Below are 16,791 nucleotides of genomic sequence, written 5' to 3'. Positions count from 1 at the left end.
CTTTCAGTGTTCTTGTGATTCACGTTCGGCGGCTTGTAGCGGCACGCCGCCGTCGACCACCAGCACCTGGCCGGTGATGTAGCGCGCAAAATTGCTGAGCAGGAATTTGACGGCATGGCCGACGTCCCAGCCGGTGCCTTCCGTTTTCAGCAAGGATGCCTTTTCCCGCTGGGCGCGGGCCTGCTCACTCATGCCGCGGGCATAGACCATCGGCGTGTACATCGGCCCGGGACAGATGCAGTTGACGCGGATGTTGTCGCGGCCGTGATCGACCGCCATCGCGCGGGTGAGACCGATGATGGCGGCCTTCGAGGTCGTATAGCTCGTGAGCCCGCGTGGCCGCAGCGCCGAGATCGAGGAGATGTTGACGATCGCACCGCCCTGCGCGGTCCGGATCATCGCAGGGATCGCGTGCTTGGAGAGCAGGAACATGCTTTCGACATTGACCTGCATGACGCGGCGATATTGCTCGGGCGCTTCGTCGACCACGCTGCCGCGGCTCCCGATGCCGACATTGTTGTCGAGGAAATCGAGCCGGCCCCAGCGGTCGAGCGCGGCTTCGACCAGTGTCTTGCAATCGCTCTCGCTGGTGACGTCACCGCCATGCGCCGCGGCCGTGCCACCTTCGGCTGCGATCATCTCCACGGTGCGTTCGGCGAGCTTGAGGTCGCGATCGGCCACCAGCACTTTGGCGCTGGCGCGAGCCAGTAGAAGTGCGGCGGCGCGGCCGTTGCCTATGCCGTCGCCCGCAGCACCCCCGCCGCTGACCAGCGCCACCTTGCCGGCGAGACCGGGATCGTCCTCGGGCCCCTGCATGTCGTTTCATCCCAAATATTTTCGTGCAGTCTAGCAATCGCGCGGAGCGGCGAGAAGGGCCGGCTCCCGCTTTCATGTCATTGACATCGCATGGAATTGCATGCCGCCGCGCGAGAAGGGCGAACGATCGACCGCGCCGTTAGGAACCGATCTCACGCAATCGCGTTTGTTGCGGAGCCTTTCCCGCGCTAGGCTCTGCCCCGGGGCTTTCCAACCGTCATTGGCCTGCCGATGAATCTGCTCGATCCACAAGGGCCTGTGGCTGCGGCCAACAGCACCATCCTGGTCGATTCCGTCTTCATCATGCTCGCGATCGTGGTGCCGACCATTTTCGCGATTTTGGCCTTTGCGTTCTGGTTTCGCGCCTCGAATCCCAAAGCAAAGTTTCAGCCCGACTTCGTCTATTCCGGGCGCGTCGAGATGGTGGTGTGGGCGATCCCCGCGCTCACCGTGATCCTGCTCGGCGGCGTCGCCTGGATCGGCTCGCACCAGCTCGATCCCGCGGCACCCGTGCCCGGCACCGGCAGCCCGGTTCGCATTCAGGCCGTCTCGCTCGATTGGAAATGGCTCTTCATCTATCCGGACCAGCGCATCGCCACCGTCAATACGCTGACGGTGCCGGCAGGCGCCGAGCTGAATTTCCAGCTGACGTCCTCGAGCGTGATGAACACCTTCTTCATCCCGCAGCTCGGCAGCATGATCTACACCATGAACGGCATGGTGACGAAGCTGAACCTACGCGCCGACAACGAAGGCAAGCTGCAGGGACTGTCGGCGCATTTTTCCGGCGACGGATTTCCGGACATGATGTTCGACGTCAACGTGGTCTCGCCGCTCGCCTTTCCGGACTGGGTCGCGACCACGGCGAAGAGCGATGCTGTCCTCAATGAGGACAGCTACAAGAAGCTGATGCAGCAGGGCGTCGAAAAGGGCAGGCCAAGCTACAGGCTCGACGATCCCCGACTGTTCGACCTGATCGCGACCCAGCACATTCCGCCGGGACCGGGGCCGGAACTCGCATCCGAAGCAGGCCGGTCGCACAGTGGAGGCCATGATGCTCGGTAAGCTCGATTGGTCGGCCATTCCGTTCGATCAGCCGATACCGCTGATCGCAGGCGCCGTGGTGTTGGTCGGGATTCTCGGCGTGCTGGCCTGGGTCGTGGTGAAGGGGCATCTGCCCTATCTCTGGCACGAGTGGATCACCAGCGTCGACCACAAGCGGATCGGCGTGATGTACATCCTGCTGGCCTCGGTGATGCTGCTGCGCGGCGGCAGCGACGCCATCATGATGCGGATTCAGCAGGCGGTCGCCTACCAGTCGCAAGGCTATCTGCCGCCGGAGCACTACAACCAGATATTCTCCGCGCACGGCACCATCATGATCTTTTTCGTGGCGATGCCGTTCGTGATCGGACTGATGAATCTCATCGTGCCGCTCCAGCTTGGCGTACGAGATGTCGCTTTCCCGACGCTCAATTCGGTCGGCTTCTGGCTGACCGCGACCGGTGCGCTGCTGGTCAATCTCTCGCTCGCGATCGGCGAGTTCGCCCGCACCGGCTGGCTCGCCTTTCCGCCGCTGTCGGAACTGTCCTACTCGCCGGGCGTCGGCGTCGATTATTACGCATGGTCGCTGCAGATCTCCGGCGTCGGCACGTTGGTGGCCGGCATCAATCTCGTGACGACGGTGCTGAAGCTGCGCACCAAAGGCATGAACTATCTGCGCATGCCGATGTTCTGCTGGACCACACTGGCCTCGAACCTCCTCATCGTCGCGGCCTTCCCGATTCTGACCGCCACCCTCGCGATGCTGCTGCTCGACCGCTATCTCGGCTTCCACTTCTTCACCAACGAGGCCGGCGGCAACGTCATGATGTTCATGAACCTGATCTGGGCCTGGGGGCATCCGGAGGTCTACATCCTGGTGCTGCCGGCCTTCGGCATCTTCTCGGAGGTGGTCTCGACCTTCTCGGGCAAGGCGCTGTTCGGCTATCGCTCGATGGTGCTGGCGACCATGGCGATCTGCATCATCTCCTTCATGGTCTGGCTGCATCACTTCTTCACGATGGGCGCAGGCCCCGACGTCAACGCCATCTTCGGCATCGCCAGCATGATCATCGCGATACCGACGGGAGTGAAGATCTACAACTGGCTGTTCACGATGTATGGCGGACGCATCCGCTTCGAGACGCCGATGCTGTGGTCGATAGGCTTCATGGTCACCTTCATCATCGGCGGATTGACGGGCGTGCTGGTCGCGGTGCCGCCGGCCGATTTCATTCTCCACAATAGCATGTTTCTGGTCGCGCACTTCCACAACGTCATCATCGGCGGCGTGCTGTTCGGCGCCTTCGCCGGCTTCGAGTACTGGTTCCCGAAGGCGTTCGGCTTTCGCCTCAACGACCGCTGGGGCAAGCTCGCATTCTGGTTCACTTTCCTCGGCTTCTACGTCACCTTCATCCCGCTCTACGTCGCCGGCATGCTGGGCATGACGCGGCGCATGCAGCACTATGACGTCGCGGCGTGGCGGCCATGGATGCTGGTTGCAGCGGTCGGCATGGCCGTGCTGACGATCGGCGTGATCTGCCAGATCGTGCAGCTCGTGGTCAGCATCCGCAACCGCGAGGCCCTGCGCGACCGCACTGGCGATCCCTGGGACGGCCGCTCGCTGGAATGGGCGACGTCGTCGCCGCCACCCGTTTTCAACTTCGCTTTCAATCCCGATGTGCGCGGCGAGGATGCCTATTGGGACATGAAGGCTCATGCCAAGCAGCAATCGCTCGATCATGATGCGCCCGAGTATCATGACATCGAGATGCCCAGGAACTCGCCGACCGGGTTCGTCTGCGCGTTCTTCGCCACCGTCATGGGCTTTGCGCTGATCTGGCACATCTGGTGGATGGTGATTTTGGGCGGTATCGGAGCGTTCGCGACATTCGTCGTGTTCGCCTGGCGCGACCATGACGAATACGTCATTCCGGCCGAGGAGGTCGCGGCGGTAGACCGCGTCAACCTCGAGGAGCGGCGCAGCCTCGTCAGCATGGCGGGGACAGTCTGATGTCAATGACCGCGACCGCCGGCCGTGCGCACGCCGATCCCCATCACATCGGCCTCGTTATCGAGCATCCCGGGCCGGCGCCGAAGCGCATCGTGACCGCCTATGGCTTCTGGATCTTCCTGCTCTCCGACATCGTGATGTTCTCCTGCTTCTTTGCGGCCTACGCGGTGCTGGCCGACCAGACCGCCGGCGGCCCGAAGGGTTCGGAGATATTCGAGCCGCGAAACGTCGCGATCGAGACGGTCTGCCTGCTGCTGTCAAGCTTCACGTGTGGCATGGCGAGCATCGCGGCCGATGTGCGCAACCGGCTGTGGTTCTATCTCGGGATGGCCGTGACGTGTTTGCTCGGCCTCATCTTTCTGGTCATTGAGTTTCGCGAATTCGCTGATCTCGTTGCCCGCGGCTATGGCCCATCGCGCAGCGCTTTCCTGACCTCGTTCTTCTCCCTCGTCGGCTGCCATGGCCTCCACGTCTCCGCCGGCATATTGTGGCTCCTCACCATGATGGCCCAGGTCTTCGCAAAGGGTTTTCGTGCCGATGTCTTGCGCCGGATGATGTGCTTTGCGCTGTTCTGGCACGCGCTCGACATCGTCTGGGTCGGGGTATTCTCCGTCGTCTATTTGCTTGGGAGTGGCGTATGAGCGATCAGACGCATATGCCGGCCGGCCATGATCTTGCGCCGGGCGATGAGGAGCAACACAGTGTCGGGACGCGCATCCTCGGCTACGTGGTCGGTCTTGTTCTCGCGTTGCTGCTGACGGCGACGTCATTCTTCATCGCCGGCACGGATCTGGTCTGGCAGCCTTCGATTCCCGTCGCGCTGATCGTGCTGGCGATCGCGCAGATGGGCGTGCACCTCGTGTTCTTCCTGCACATCACCACCGGCCCCGATAATACCAACAACGTGCTGGCGCTCGCTTTCGGGCTGCTGGTGGTGTTCCTGGTGGTCGGTGGCACCGTCTGGATCATGGCGCATCTGAATGCGAACATGCCGGCCATGGATCAGATCATGCCAATGCGCCACTAGCGCGTTGTGCAAAAAGGAAGAGCCGCTTGTTGTGACAAGCGGCCCAAGTCTAGGGAGGAAACGCCCGAGCAAAGCAATCGGGCCGGAGCCGGATTGCCGCCAAGGAAACGCTCGCGCAAAGCGCTCGCGTACGCTTACAAATGCAGCAACTCCCGATAGAGTTCAATTCCGGATGAATACTGTCTCCGGCTGCCGCTCACGGCTGCGTGATGAGCTTCGCTATTTTGGCCGCCGGCAATTGTAGGCCTTGCGGAAGCCCGCAGCCTGGGCGTCGTCCTCAGAGCAGAACCAACGGTCCGGCTTGGTGGTCGCTGGGTAGCTCGGACAGCCTCGTAAATGGTAGATGCCGATATTGCCGGTCACGCGCGCGCGCACCGCAAGCTTGCCCTTGATGCCACAGCTCGGCGGCATCGTCAGATCCTCGGGAAACAACACCGCGCGAATCTCCTTGTCGCGGTCGGCGCGGCAGGCGGCGCCCAGGAGCGCGCCGTCCTTCTTGCCGGTGCGGAATTCTTGCGGTGCAACAAAGCAGCCCTTCCAAATTCCGGCCGAGGTTGATTTCGCGTCGGCGGCGGCCGACTTGACGTTCGCCTTGGCCGGCTCGCGAGCAATGGCATAGCCGAGCTTGACGAGCTGCTCGTTCAAGCTGGTCTTGTCGCCCTCGGCCGTGCAGATCGCGCGGTGCCGCTTGCCAAAACTCTTTTCCGGTCCGACATCGTCGCAACGCACCGATCGCTTGCCAATCAGCTTGGCGAGCTGGTCGCGGGCCTCGATGCCGCAGGTCCAGGGATCGGCGTGATCGTCGATGCAGACCTGATCCAGCTCGGGTGCGTCGATGCCGTCGAGGCGGTAGGTGACGTCGCCGAGCTGAATGGCGTTGCCGTCGCGGACCGTCGCGGTGGCCGTCAACGCGGAGCCGGGGCCGGTGGTGCCCAGAAATCCGGACAGGGCGAGAAAGCAAACGAACGCAAAAGCGCGGGCGCTGGCAAAGGATTTTCGGAAGGACATAAGGTCTCGCTATCGATGGCTCGTGCGCCTTGTTCCTAGCATCCGGATGTGGCGATACCAATGGTCTGCGCCCCGCGAAGTGCGACATTCCGGCCCCGCGGCTTTACTCGGCCGCAGCTCTGATCCTATCGTTCGCCGGCCTCGCGGAGCGGAGGCCGAATCGCCCGGGAAGCGGCGAAGGGAGGAAAAATTTGCGATGAATGACCCCGTGGACGTCCTGATCATCGGCGCCGGCGCTTCAGGCGCGGCGGTGGCGTGGTCGCTGGCCGAGACCAAAATGCATATTCTCTGCCTGGAGCAGGGCGGCTGGATGAACCCGGCGGAATATCCCAGCACGGGCCGGGACTGGGAGGCCAAGTTCTACGGCGAGTGGTCGTCAAGCCCCAACGTCCGCGGCCGGCCCGAGGACTATCCGATCAACGACGACAATTCGCCGATCAAGGTCGTCAACTACAATGCGGTCGGTGGCTCGACGGTGATGTACACCGCGCACTGGCCGCGGTTGCATCCCTCCGATTTCAAGGTGAGGACGTTCGACGGCGTCGCCGAAGACTGGCCGATCGAATACGAGGCGCTGACCCCGTTCTTCGAAGAGAACGACCGGATGATGGGCACGTCCGGCCTGTCGGGCGACCCGCTCTCGCCGCTGACGCATCCGCCGATGCCGCCACAGCCGATGGGATTGTCCGGTGCGATCATCGGCAAGACCATGAACAAGCTTGGCTGGCACTGGTGGCCGTCGGATACGACGGTCGCGACCATGGACTACGAGGGCCGCGCGCGCTGCATCAATCTCGGCCATTGCACGCCGGCCTGCGCGCAAGGCGCCAAATCCTCGACCGACATCACCTATTGGCCGCACGCGGTCCGCGCCGGCGTCGAGCTGCGGACTCACTGCCGTGTGCGCGAGATTACCACCGACGAGAGCGGCATGGCCACCGGCGTGGTCTATTACGACAAGGACGGCGTCGAGCAGTTTCAGCCGGCGCATGTCGTTATCGTCGCCTGCAACGGAGTCGGCACGCCGCGGCTGCTGCTGAATTCGGCATCGAACCGCTTTCCGAACGGGCTTGCCAATTCGTCCGGCCTCGTCGGCAAGAACCTGATGTTCCATCCCTATGCGCAGATCTACGGCTATGTGAAGGAGCCGACCGATAGCAACCGCGCGCCGCCGACCTGCCTGTGGAGCAAGGAATGGTATGACACGGACCTGTCGCGCGGCTTCGTGCGCGGCTATGGCGTTCAGTTCGTGCGCGGCGCGGGGCCGGTGTTCGAGGCTGTCGTCAGCGAGCAGAAGGGCATTCTGCCGTGGGGCGCCGATCATCACCGCGTCTTCCGCAAGCTCAACGGCCACCGGATCGGGTTTTCCGCGATCTGCGAGGACCTGCCGGAGGAGCATAACCAGGTCACGCTCGATCCGGTCTTGAAGGACAGCCACGGCATTCCCGCGCCGAAGATCGACTACACGATCAGCGAGAACAGCCGGAAGATGATGGAGCATGCGCTGGCGCGCGGGCGGGAGATTCTCGAAACCGCGGGGGCGAGCGACATCTGCGTCAACTCGCCGATCCCGTGGGGCGGCTGGCACCTGCTCGGCTCGGCACGCATGGGCACCGACCCCGAACGCTCCGTCGTCAACGAATGGGGCCGCTCGCACGATGTGAAGAACCTCTTCATCGTTGACGGCAGCATCTTCGTCACCTCAGGAGGCGTGAACCCAACGTCCACCATCCAGGCCCTCGCGCTCTACATCGCCGACCAGATGAAGCAGCGCCTCGCCAATCTCTTCGACTGAGGCCATCATGTCCGCAGACAACCAACTGACACGCGCCCAGCGCGACGACCTCCGAGCCATCGCCGCGATGATCGTTCCCGCCAGCGAAGAGTACAAGGTGCCCGGCGCCGACGATCCCGCGATCCAGGCTGACATGCTGGCGACGTTGGGACGGGACAGCAAACTGGTGGTGGCGGCGCTCGACCATCTGGCGCGGCTTGCTGGCCAACCGTTGGCCGAGCTCGATGCTGCCAGGCGCGATGCGGTGGCGCAGGAGTTTCGCAGGCATGGCGGCCCGGCTGCCGCGACGCTCGTCCGTGTGGTGCTGCAATGCTACTACCGCGACGACCGTGTGCTGGGCTCGCTCGGGATCGAGCCGCGCGCACCTTTTCCCAAGGGCCATGTGCTGCCGGATGGCGACTGGTCGCTGCTCGACCCGGTCAAGGCAAGGGCCGGCACGCTGCGACGGGCGCCCTAGCCACCTGGGCAGTCCAGCCTTGCGCCTTGGACGGGTCCCTTGCGCCTCACGGAGCAGGCCACCATCTGTGTGAGCCCCAAGGACTCTTGCCATGTTGGATTTTACCTCAGATATCGCCGATGACGGATCGTCATCGCGAGCGACAGCGGCTGTCCCGGGCAACGACCGGGCCCTGCTGGACGCCTATTCCAATGCCGTGATCGACGTGACCGACCGCGTTGGTCCCGCCGTCGTGCGCGTCGAGACCGGACCAAAAGTGCCGAACGGCCGCGAGCGCGGCGGGCTCGGCTCGGGCATCGTGATCTCGCCGGACGGGCTCGTGCTCACCAATAGCCACGTGGTCGGCTCGTCGAAGGAGATCCGGCTGCGCGACGTCGAGGGCCATGTCGGCGACGCCCGGGTGCTCGGCGTCGATCCCGACACTGATCTTGCGCTGCTTCGCGCCAATGGCGTGAGGAACTTGCCCTATGCGGCGCTCGGCAACTCCAAGACCTTGCGGCGGGGCCAGCTCGTGATCGCGATCGGCAATCCGCTCGGCTTTGAATCGACCGTCACCGCCGGCGTGGTCTCGGCGCTCGGGCGTTCGATCCGCTCGGTCAGTGGCCGCACCATCGAGGACGTGATCCAGACCGACGCTGCGCTCAACCCCGGCAATTCCGGTGGCCCGCTGGTATCGTCGAATGCCGAGGTGATCGGCATCAACACCGCCATCATTAACGGCGCGCAAGGCATCTGCTTTGCGGTCGCCAGCAACACCGCGCAATTCGTGCTGTCGGAGATCATCCGCCACGGCTATGTCCGCCGCGCCTATATCGGCGTGGCCGGCCAGACCGCGCCGATCCCGCGGCGGCACGCGGTGCTGGCGGGGGTCGAGAACAAGATGGGCGCGCTGCTGGCTCAGATCGAGCCGGACGGGCCGGCCGCGAAGGCGGGCCTGTTGTCAGGCGATGTCGTGATCGGCCTCGACGGCGTCGAGATCAACGGCGTCGACGATCTGATCCGTGTGCTCGATCGCGACCGGATCGGCCGGCGGCTGGCGATGGACGTGCTCCGGCTCGGCCGCCTGCGGGCGTTCGACATCGACCCGGTCGAGCGCAAGCCGGCGCGCTAGCGTGTGGGCGCCGAAGCGAGGTATGACGGTGTCATGCCTCGCTTCGGGAACCCCGCCGCATGATGCCGGCGCATGAGACCTACGACGTCATTGTCGTCGGCGCCGGCGCGGGTGGCATGACGGCCGCGGCCGTCGCCGCCGCCGAAGGCCTGCGCGTGCTGGTGATCGAGAAGACCGCTTTCGTCGGCGGCACCACCGCATGGTCTGATGGCATGGTCTGGATCCCCGCCAATGCCAAAATGAAAGAGGCGGGGCTCTCCGATAGCATCACGGACGCCGTGCAATATTTGTCGAGCACAGTGCCCGAGCCCGCCAATGCCGGTCTCCGCGCCGCTTTCCTCGCGCGCGGACCGGAGGCGGTCGCCTATCTCGAAGCCAACACGCAAGTTCGCCTCCAGCCGGTGAAAGCCTGTCCGGACTATTATCCGGAGCGGCTGGGCGCGACGCCGGGTGGGCGCGTGCTCGAGCCGGTCGTCTTCGACGGCACGCGGCTGGGCGCGCATTTCGCGCGGCTGCGCGCGCCGCTGCCGGAGTTCACGTTGTTCGGCGGGATGATGATCAACCGCCTCGACATCCCGCATCTGCGGCGGGTCGGAAAATCGCTGCGCTCGGCTGTTCGCGCGGCGCGGCTGGTCTCGGAGTATGCGTGGCAGCGCCTGCGCAGCCCGCGCGGCACAACGCTGCATCTCGGCAACGCGCTCGCCGCGCGGCTGTATGCCTCGCTGCTGGCCCGGCAGGTCGAGATCCTCTTTAGTGCGGACGTCGAAGGCCTGTCCACGCAGGGCGAGCGGGTCGGCGGGGTAATTATCCGTCATGGCTCGCGCGATCGCCTGATCGCCGCGCGGCGCGGTGTGGTGCTGGCGACCGGCGGCTTTTCGCACGACGCAACCTTGCGCAAGCGCTTCTTCCCACCCGCTGCCGGATTCATCTCGGCGACCCACCCGTCCGCCACGGGTGACGGGCTCCGCCTCGCGACTGTAACCGGCGCAGCGCTCAATACGGATGCGACGAGCCCGGCCTATTGGGTGCCGGCCTCGCTGTTCCGGCGTGCCGATGGAAGCCGTGGTGTTTTCCCGCATACAGCGACCGACCGCGCCAAGCCCGGCGTGATCGCGGTCAATGCGGCCGGCCGGCGCTTCGCCAACGAGGCGCTGTCCTACCACGAGTTCGTGCTCGCGATGCTGCGTGACGGTGACGGCGAATCGGACCGGCCGTTCTCTGATCTGCGACCGTCCGTTCCTGTGGAGTTACGGCCTAGGCCGCATCAAGCCGTTCACCCGCAATATCAGACGCTATGTGGCGAGCGGCGAGTTGGTCGAGGCCGCTGATATCGCGCAGGTCGCAGCGAAGATCGGCATCAAGCCGTCGATACTCGCGGCGACGATCGCAAACTACAATTCCGATGCGAAGGACGGTCGCGATCCCGAGTTCGGTCGCGGCAGCACCATCTCTCAGCGACACCTTGGTGATATCAGCCACAAGCCGAACCCTTGCGTCGCGCCCATCCTCTACGCGCCGTTCTTTGCGATGCGGATTTATCCGGCCGATCTCGGCACGGCGATCGGCATGAAGGTGGATGCCCAGGCGCGGTATTGCGCGAGGACGGCACGCCGGTTGCGGGCCTCTACGCCTGCGGCAACGACATGGGCTCGATCATGAACGGCAATTGTCCCGGGCCGGGGATCGCGTTGGGACCGGCACTGACGTTCGGGTACATCGCAGGAAGGCATCTGGCGGAGGGGAGTGTGGCCGGGGCGAGTGCGGCCACAGCGTTGGTCTAGCCATTTCCACCGCTGTCATGCCCCGCGACCCGGCTACGCCAAGGCTTCGCCGAGGTCGAAGTCTGGGCGCGCCGAAGCTTTAGCGTAGGCGGCAGGCGGGGCATCCAGTACGCCGCAGCCCATCGGACTAATCACAACCGCCTCGGAGTACTGGATCGCCCGCCTTTGCGGGCGATGACACCGAGAATGTAGCGCCAGTCTACCGCTACTCCGCAGCCGCAGCAAAGCGGCTGTTCTCCAGTTCTGCTTCCAGCCGCGCCTTCTCCGCCGCCGCCAGTTTGATGTTGGCTTCCTTGACATGCCCGAAGCCGCGGATCGTCTCCGGCAGCCGCGCGAGCCTCGTCAGCAGCGGGATCTGCTCCGCTTTCAGCCCGGCGATGCGCTGATCGATCATGTCGAAATAATCCGCGACCAGCTTCCGCTCGGTGCGGCGCTCCTCGGTGCGGCCGAACGGGTCGAACGCGCCGCCACGCAGGAACTTCAGCCCGGCGAGGAGGCGGAAGGCGTGAATCATCCAGCCGCCGAATTCCTTCTTCTGGAGGTGTCCCGTCGTCTTGTCGCGCTGCGCGAAGATCGGCGGGGCCAGATAGAACTTCAGCTTGAAGTCGCCGTCGAATTTCTCCGAGACTTTCTTGGAGAAGCTGCCATCGGTGTAAAGCCGCGCGACTTCGTATTCGTCCTTATAGGACATCAGCTTGAACAGGTTTTTCGCGACAGCCTCGGTCAGCTCCGTGCTAGCAGGCGAGGTTGCTGCTTCCGCCTTGCGCACCTTGGCGACGGCGGCGAGGTAGCGATCGGCGTAGGCCCTGTCCTGATAGCCGGTCAAAAACTCCGCGCGCGTTGCGATAATGTCGTCGAGCGACTTTGTCGGCGCGGAGGTTCGGCTCCTGAATTGCAGCACGCTCCGCACCCGCGACATGTCGTGGGCGGCGAGGCGTCCCCAGGTGAAGGCGAGCTTGTTCATTTCGATCGCGGCGCCGTTGATCTCGATGGCGCGAAGCAGCGCTTCCAGCGACAGCGGGATTGCGCCCTTCTGGAAGGCGAAGCCGAGCATGAAGGGATTTGTCGCGATCGAATCGCCCATCAGTGCCGAGGCAATGCCGGTGGCATCGATGATGTCGAGGTTCTTGTCGCCGACGGCGTCGCGCAGCACGGTCTGCATCGTCCCCATCTCGAAATCGAGGTCGGGGTTTTGCACGAAGCTCGCGGTCGGCTGCAGGTCGGCGTTGATATACGCTTTCGTCGTTCCGCGCTCGGCGCGACTGAGCGCGGAGGGACCGGCCGAGACGATCATGTCGCAGCCGAGGATGACGTCGGCGCCGCCCGTCGTGATCCGGACCGCGGAGATGTCTTCCGGCTTCGCGGCGATGCGCACATGGCTCATCACCGCGCCGTTCTTCTGCGACAGGCCGGTGAAGTCCAGCGCCGAGCAGCCGCGGCCGTCGACATGGGCGGCCATGCCGAGCAGCGCGCCGATGGTGATGACGCCGGTGCCGCCGATGCCGGTGACGAGGATGTTGTAGGATGCGTCCAGCTCACGCGCGGGTGGCAGCGGCAGGTCGGCAAACAACTGGCCTGAATCCACCGCCGAGGTCTTGATCCGCTTGAGCGTGCCGCCGTGCACGGTGACGAAGCTCGGGCAAAAACCCTCGACGCAGGAGAAGTCCTTGTTGCAGTTCGACTGGTCGATCTGGCGCTTGCGGCCGAACTCGGTCTCCAGCGGCTGCACCGAGACGCAGTTCGACGCTTGCGAGCAATCGCCGCAACCTTCGCAGACGAGCTCGTTGATGAAAGCGCGCTTGGCGGGATCCGGATAGAGCCCGCGCTTGCGGCGGCGGCGCTTTTCCGCGGCGCAGGTCTGGTCGTAGATCACGACCGTAAGACCCTGGATGTCGCGCAGCTCGCGCTGCACGGCGTCGAGCTCGCGGCGATGATGGACGGTCGCGCCTTGCGGGAAGTAGTTGGTGTCAGGGTATTTGGTCGGATCGTCCGAGACGATCGCGAGCCGTTTGACGCCCTCGGCCCAGACCTGATGCGCGATCTGGGCGACGTTGAAGCCGCCCTCGGCCGGCTGGCCGCCGGTCATCGCGACGGCGTCGTTGTAGAGGATCTTGTAGGTGATGCTGATGCCGGCGGCCGATGCCGCGCGAAGGGCGAGCAGCCCGGAATGGGTGTAGGTGCCGTCGCCGAGATTCTGGAAAATGTGCTGCTCGGTCGTGAAGGGCGCTTGTCCTATCCAGTTCACGCCCTCGGCGCCCATATGCGAGATCAGATCGGTGCGGCGCGTCGGCATGCTCAGAGCCATGCCGTGGCAACCGATGCCGGCCATGGCTCGGCTTCCCTCGGGCACGCGCGTGGAGGTGTTGTGCGGGCAACCCGAGCAGAAGAACGGCGTGCGCGCGAGCTTGATTTGCCCGGAGGCCGGAACAGGAGTGTCGAAGGCCTCGAGCCGGGCGAGGCGCTGCTCCAGCACTGGGCTGTGGTGGCCGAGCTTGCGCAGCCGCGCCACCAGTGCGGATGCAACGATGGTCGGCGTCAGCTCGCCCTCGCTCGGCAATAGCGGCGCGCCGCGTTCGTCGCGCTTCCCGGTAACGGTTGGGCGCCTGGACGCATCGATATTGTAGAGGATGCGCATCAGCTGGTCTTCGATGAAACCGCGCTTCTCCTCGACCACCAGCACGTCCTGAAGCCCTTCGGCGAAGCGCTTGGCCCCGCTTTCTTCCAGCGGCCAGGTCATCGCGACCTTGTAGATGCGCAGGCCAAGGTCCTCCGCGTCCTTGTCGGAAATGCCCAGATCGGCCAGCGCCTGCCGCAGATCAAGATAAGCCTTACCGGTCGCGACGATGCCGAGCCGTGCCGGCCTGGAGTCGAGCACGATGCGGTCGAGCTGGTTGGCGCGCGCAAAGGCCTGCACCGCCGCCATCTTCGGGCCGAACAGGCGCCTCTCTGCGTCCAGCGGCGGATCGGGCCAGCGGATGTTGAGGCCGCCGGGCGGCATCTCGAAATCGTCGGGGAGCTTAATCTGGATGCGTTCGGGATCACTGTAGATCGAGGCCGAACTCTCCACGGTTTCGCTGATCGCCTTGAAGCCGACCCAGCAGCCGGAGAAGCGCGACAGCGCAAAACCGTAAAGGCCGAGGTCGAGATAATCCTGCAGCGTCGCCGGGTTGATCACGGGGATCAGCGCCGCTGCGAAGACCTGCTCGCTCTGGTGTGCCAGTGTCGAGGATTGGCAGCCATGGTCGTCGCCGGCAAGCGCGAGTACGCCGCCATTCAGCGAGGTGCCGGCGGCATTCGCATGCTTGAGCGCGTCAACCGAGCGATCGACGCCGGGCCCCTTGCCGTACCAGATGCCGAACACGCCATCGACCTTGGCGCCGGGAAACAGGCCGACCTGCTGGCTGCCCCAGACGGCGGTCGCCGCTAGGTCCTCATTAAGGCCGGGGACGAAGGCAATGTCGTGCTGCTGGAGGTATGACTTCGCGCGCCACAGCGCGTGGTCGTACATGCCGAGCGGGGAGCCGCGATAGCCCGAGATGAAGCCGCCGGTGTTGAGGCCCTGAAGTCGATCGCGTTCGCGCTGCAACATGGGCAACCGGACCAGCGCCTGCGTGCCGGACAGGAAGATCCGCTTCGATTCGAGCCGGTATTTGTCGTCCAGCTCGACCTGCATCAGCGTCATTTCGGAAGTCCTCGTCTCTTGGTCGGCTCATATTCGACTTGGGGTTTGCGCTGCGGGAGGGAGGAGCGGCTGCGCGACGCGAATTGTGACAGTCAAGGGCATGCACAGGCGAAGTCAATATCGCTGGCCGCATCCGTGGCGCTCCTGCTAGTCATGGCTTGCTTGCGGAGGACACCATGACGGCACAAGTGTTCGATACCGAGATCACGGAGACCGACGGCGCTCTGATCGGGCCGTGGCGTCAGCCGCGTCAGATGCTGCAATCCCAAACCTACGACGCGCACGCCTCGATCCACGACGACGCCACCGCGCAGAAGCTCGGCTTCAAGGGCGGCACCATCGAGGGCCCGACCCATTTCAGCCAGTTTGCTCCGCTCGGCGCGCGTTTGTGGGGACAGGTCTGGTTCGAGAGCGGCTGTCTCTCCGCGCATTACCGCAGCGTCTGTTACGAAGGCGAGGAGGTGCAGGCGATCCTGTCGAAGCCGCTGCCCGGCACCAGCCAGTGCCAGATCCAGATGGTCAAACGTGACGGCACCGAGGTGCTGCGTGGCACGGCCTTGGTCGGAGAACCGCAGGCCGCAACCGCGCTGGAGGCGCGTCTTGGCGAACTCAAGCCGCTCACTGATCCCGTGATCCTGCGCGACGTGAAGGTGGCGCAGACGAGCCGGCGCCAGGCGGTGCGGATGGCGTTCGACCAGATCATGGGCGAGCTCTATCCGTTCTCGCTGCGGCAGAAGCTCGCCGTCATCACCGAGACCTCGCCGTATTATTCAGGCGCCGGCAATCCTTCTGCGAATCCGTGGGGCAGGGCGATCATCCCGATGGAGATGCTGAGCGTGCTGTTCCAGTACCGCTCCAAGGACGATCCTCTCCCGGCCAAGGGCCCGGCCGTCGGCCTGTTCGCCGACCAGGAGATCAGGCTGGTGAAGGGCCCGCTGTTTGTGGACGAGGACTACGAAGTCGAGCGCGAGGTCGTCGCGCTCTCCGGCAGCCGACGCACCGAGAGCGCCTGGGTGAAGACGCGCGTGTTCGACAAGACGAATTCGGTGGTGGCGACCATGCTGCTGAACATGGCGACGCTGAAGGATTCTTACGCGCCGTATGAGGAAGAATATCGACGGCTGTACGGAGATACTGCCCGGTAGAAGCGAGCTTCGTTGTCGCTCATCCTTTGGGCAAATGCACGTCGCAAAAGCCGCCGCACAGCGAATAAGCAGACCCCGGCTTTCCTCATAACATTCTGACGGCGCAGCAAATTTTCCCGCGCTGTCCGCCCGATTGCCATTGTACACAATGGCACGGCGCTTGCAGAACTCCGGGCAACGAGAGTTCTCGCGGGGGCCTTGAGTCATGTTGAACTCAACCAAGCCGACATTGGGTGTCATCATCGCCGAACCGGAGCCGGTCAAGCTCGACTGGTCGGCTACCGCGCTCCTCATCATCGACATGCAGCGCGACTTCATGGAGCCTGGCGGCTTCGGCGAGACGCTCGGCAACGACGTCAGCCAGCTCGCGCGCGCGGTGAAGCCGATCGGTGCGGTGCTGAAGGCCGCGCGGGAGACAGGCATGCTGGTGATCCACACGCGCGAGGGCCATCTGCCCGATCTCTCCGACGCGCCGCCGGCGAAAGTCGAGCGCGGCGCGCCATCGCTTCGCATCGGGGACCCCGGTCCTATGGGCCGCATTCTCATTCGCGGCGAGGCGGGCCACGACATCATCCCGGAGCTCTATCCGCTCGACAGCGAGATCGTGATCGACAAGCCCGGCAAGGGCGCGTTCTACGCCACCGAGCTCACCGACGTGCTGGAGAAATACGGCATCGAGAATCTGCTGGTGTGCGGCGTCACCACCGAGGTGTGCGTCAACACCACCGTGCGCGAGGCCAATGACCGCGGCTATCGCTGCATCGTCATCTCGGACGGCTGCGCATCCTACTTCCCCGAATTTCACGAGATGGGCTTGAAGATGATCAAGGCCCAGGGCGGCATCTTCGGCTGGGTCGCAAGCTCAGCCGCAGTACTGGAGGCGATGAAGATTTCCACATCAGCGTAGGGGCATC

General features: G+C 64.5%; 12 protein-coding genes and 1 pseudogene. 10 read left to right on the top strand and 3 right to left on the bottom strand.

What is annotated here, in order from left to right:
- Positions 1 to 3: 3 nt before the first annotated feature.
- Positions 4 to 816, bottom strand: a complete 813-nt coding sequence (locus tag IVB13_RS10870) for an SDR family oxidoreductase (protein ID WP_247488851.1) — start codon at positions 814 to 816, stop codon at positions 4 to 6.
- Positions 817 to 1,047: 231 nt separating this feature from the next.
- Here IVB13_RS10870 and IVB13_RS10865 point away from each other — a divergent pair, with 231 nt between their 5' ends.
- From IVB13_RS10865 to cyoD, 4 genes are read left to right on the top strand one after another with little or no spacing between them, the layout of a single operon-like run.
- A complete protein-coding gene (locus IVB13_RS10865) occupies positions 1,048 to 1,881 on the top strand; it encodes a ubiquinol oxidase polypeptide II (protein ID WP_018457175.1) in 834 nt (277 codons plus the stop codon).
- Positions 1,871 to 3,871: a cytochrome o ubiquinol oxidase subunit I gene (gene cyoB, locus IVB13_RS10860; protein ID WP_247488929.1), complete on the top strand. Its 2,001-nt coding sequence runs from the start codon at positions 1,871 to 1,873 to the stop codon at positions 3,869 to 3,871. The genes IVB13_RS10865 and cyoB overlap by 11 nt, the downstream gene beginning before the upstream one ends.
- Complete coding sequence (locus IVB13_RS10855; protein ID WP_018457173.1) at positions 3,871 to 4,512, top strand: cytochrome (ubi)quinol oxidase subunit III; 642 nt, start codon at positions 3,871 to 3,873, stop codon at positions 4,510 to 4,512. Before cyoB ends, IVB13_RS10855 begins: the two co-directional genes overlap by 1 nt.
- A complete protein-coding gene (gene cyoD / locus IVB13_RS10850) occupies positions 4,509 to 4,898 on the top strand; it encodes a cytochrome o ubiquinol oxidase subunit IV (RefSeq protein WP_247367096.1) in 390 nt (129 codons plus the stop codon). Before IVB13_RS10855 ends, cyoD begins: the two co-directional genes overlap by 4 nt.
- 219 nt (positions 4,899 to 5,117) lie before the next feature.
- Here the strand turns inward: cyoD and IVB13_RS10845 are convergent, their stop codons facing one another.
- Positions 5,118 to 5,906 carry a thermonuclease family protein gene (locus IVB13_RS10845; protein WP_247488849.1) on the bottom strand — a complete coding sequence of 263 codons (789 nt, stop codon included), beginning with the start codon at positions 5,904 to 5,906 and terminating at the stop codon, positions 5,118 to 5,120.
- A 196-nt stretch (positions 5,907 to 6,102) separates the two neighbouring features.
- Between IVB13_RS10845 and IVB13_RS10840 the strand changes: the two genes are divergently transcribed.
- The 4 genes and pseudogenes from IVB13_RS10840 to IVB13_RS10825 all read left to right on the top strand — a co-directional run bounded on the left by IVB13_RS10840 (position 6,103) and on the right by IVB13_RS10825 (position 11,050).
- On the top strand, positions 6,103 to 7,701 hold the full coding sequence (locus tag IVB13_RS10840; protein ID WP_247367093.1) for a GMC family oxidoreductase: 1,599 nt from the start codon (positions 6,103 to 6,105) through the stop codon (positions 7,699 to 7,701).
- A gap of 7 nt (positions 7,702 to 7,708) precedes the next feature.
- Positions 7,709 to 8,158, top strand: a complete 450-nt coding sequence (locus IVB13_RS10835) for a hypothetical protein (protein WP_018457169.1) — start codon at positions 7,709 to 7,711, stop codon at positions 8,156 to 8,158.
- A gap of 91 nt (positions 8,159 to 8,249) precedes the next feature.
- Positions 8,250 to 9,269, top strand: a complete 1,020-nt coding sequence (locus tag IVB13_RS10830) for a trypsin-like peptidase domain-containing protein (protein ID WP_247478924.1) — start codon at positions 8,250 to 8,252, stop codon at positions 9,267 to 9,269.
- Between the two features lie 59 nt (positions 9,270 to 9,328).
- Positions 9,329 to 11,050: pseudogene (locus IVB13_RS10825) on the top strand (FAD-dependent oxidoreductase).
- Between the two features lie 205 nt (positions 11,051 to 11,255).
- On the opposite strand, the gene IVB13_RS10815 reads toward IVB13_RS10825, so the two are convergent.
- Complete coding sequence (locus IVB13_RS10815) at positions 11,256 to 14,732, bottom strand: indolepyruvate ferredoxin oxidoreductase family protein (RefSeq protein ID WP_247363501.1); 3,477 nt, start codon at positions 14,730 to 14,732, stop codon at positions 11,256 to 11,258.
- A 176-nt stretch (positions 14,733 to 14,908) separates the two neighbouring features.
- Here IVB13_RS10815 and IVB13_RS10810 point away from each other — a divergent pair, with 176 nt between their 5' ends.
- Complete coding sequence (locus IVB13_RS10810; protein WP_247367091.1) at positions 14,909 to 15,877, top strand: hypothetical protein; 969 nt, start codon at positions 14,909 to 14,911, stop codon at positions 15,875 to 15,877.
- Between the two features lie 205 nt (positions 15,878 to 16,082).
- Entirely contained in the window at positions 16,083 to 16,784 is a 702-nt protein-coding gene (locus IVB13_RS10805) for an isochorismatase family cysteine hydrolase (RefSeq protein ID WP_018457164.1), read from the top strand.
- Positions 16,785 to 16,791: the final 7 nt, after the last annotated feature.

It is taken from the genome of Bradyrhizobium sp. 17 (genome assembly GCF_023073515.1).
Taxonomy (GTDB): Bacteria; Pseudomonadota; Alphaproteobacteria; order Rhizobiales; family Xanthobacteraceae; genus Bradyrhizobium; species Bradyrhizobium canariense_D.
This window is presented reverse-complemented; position numbering and strand designations above follow the sequence as displayed.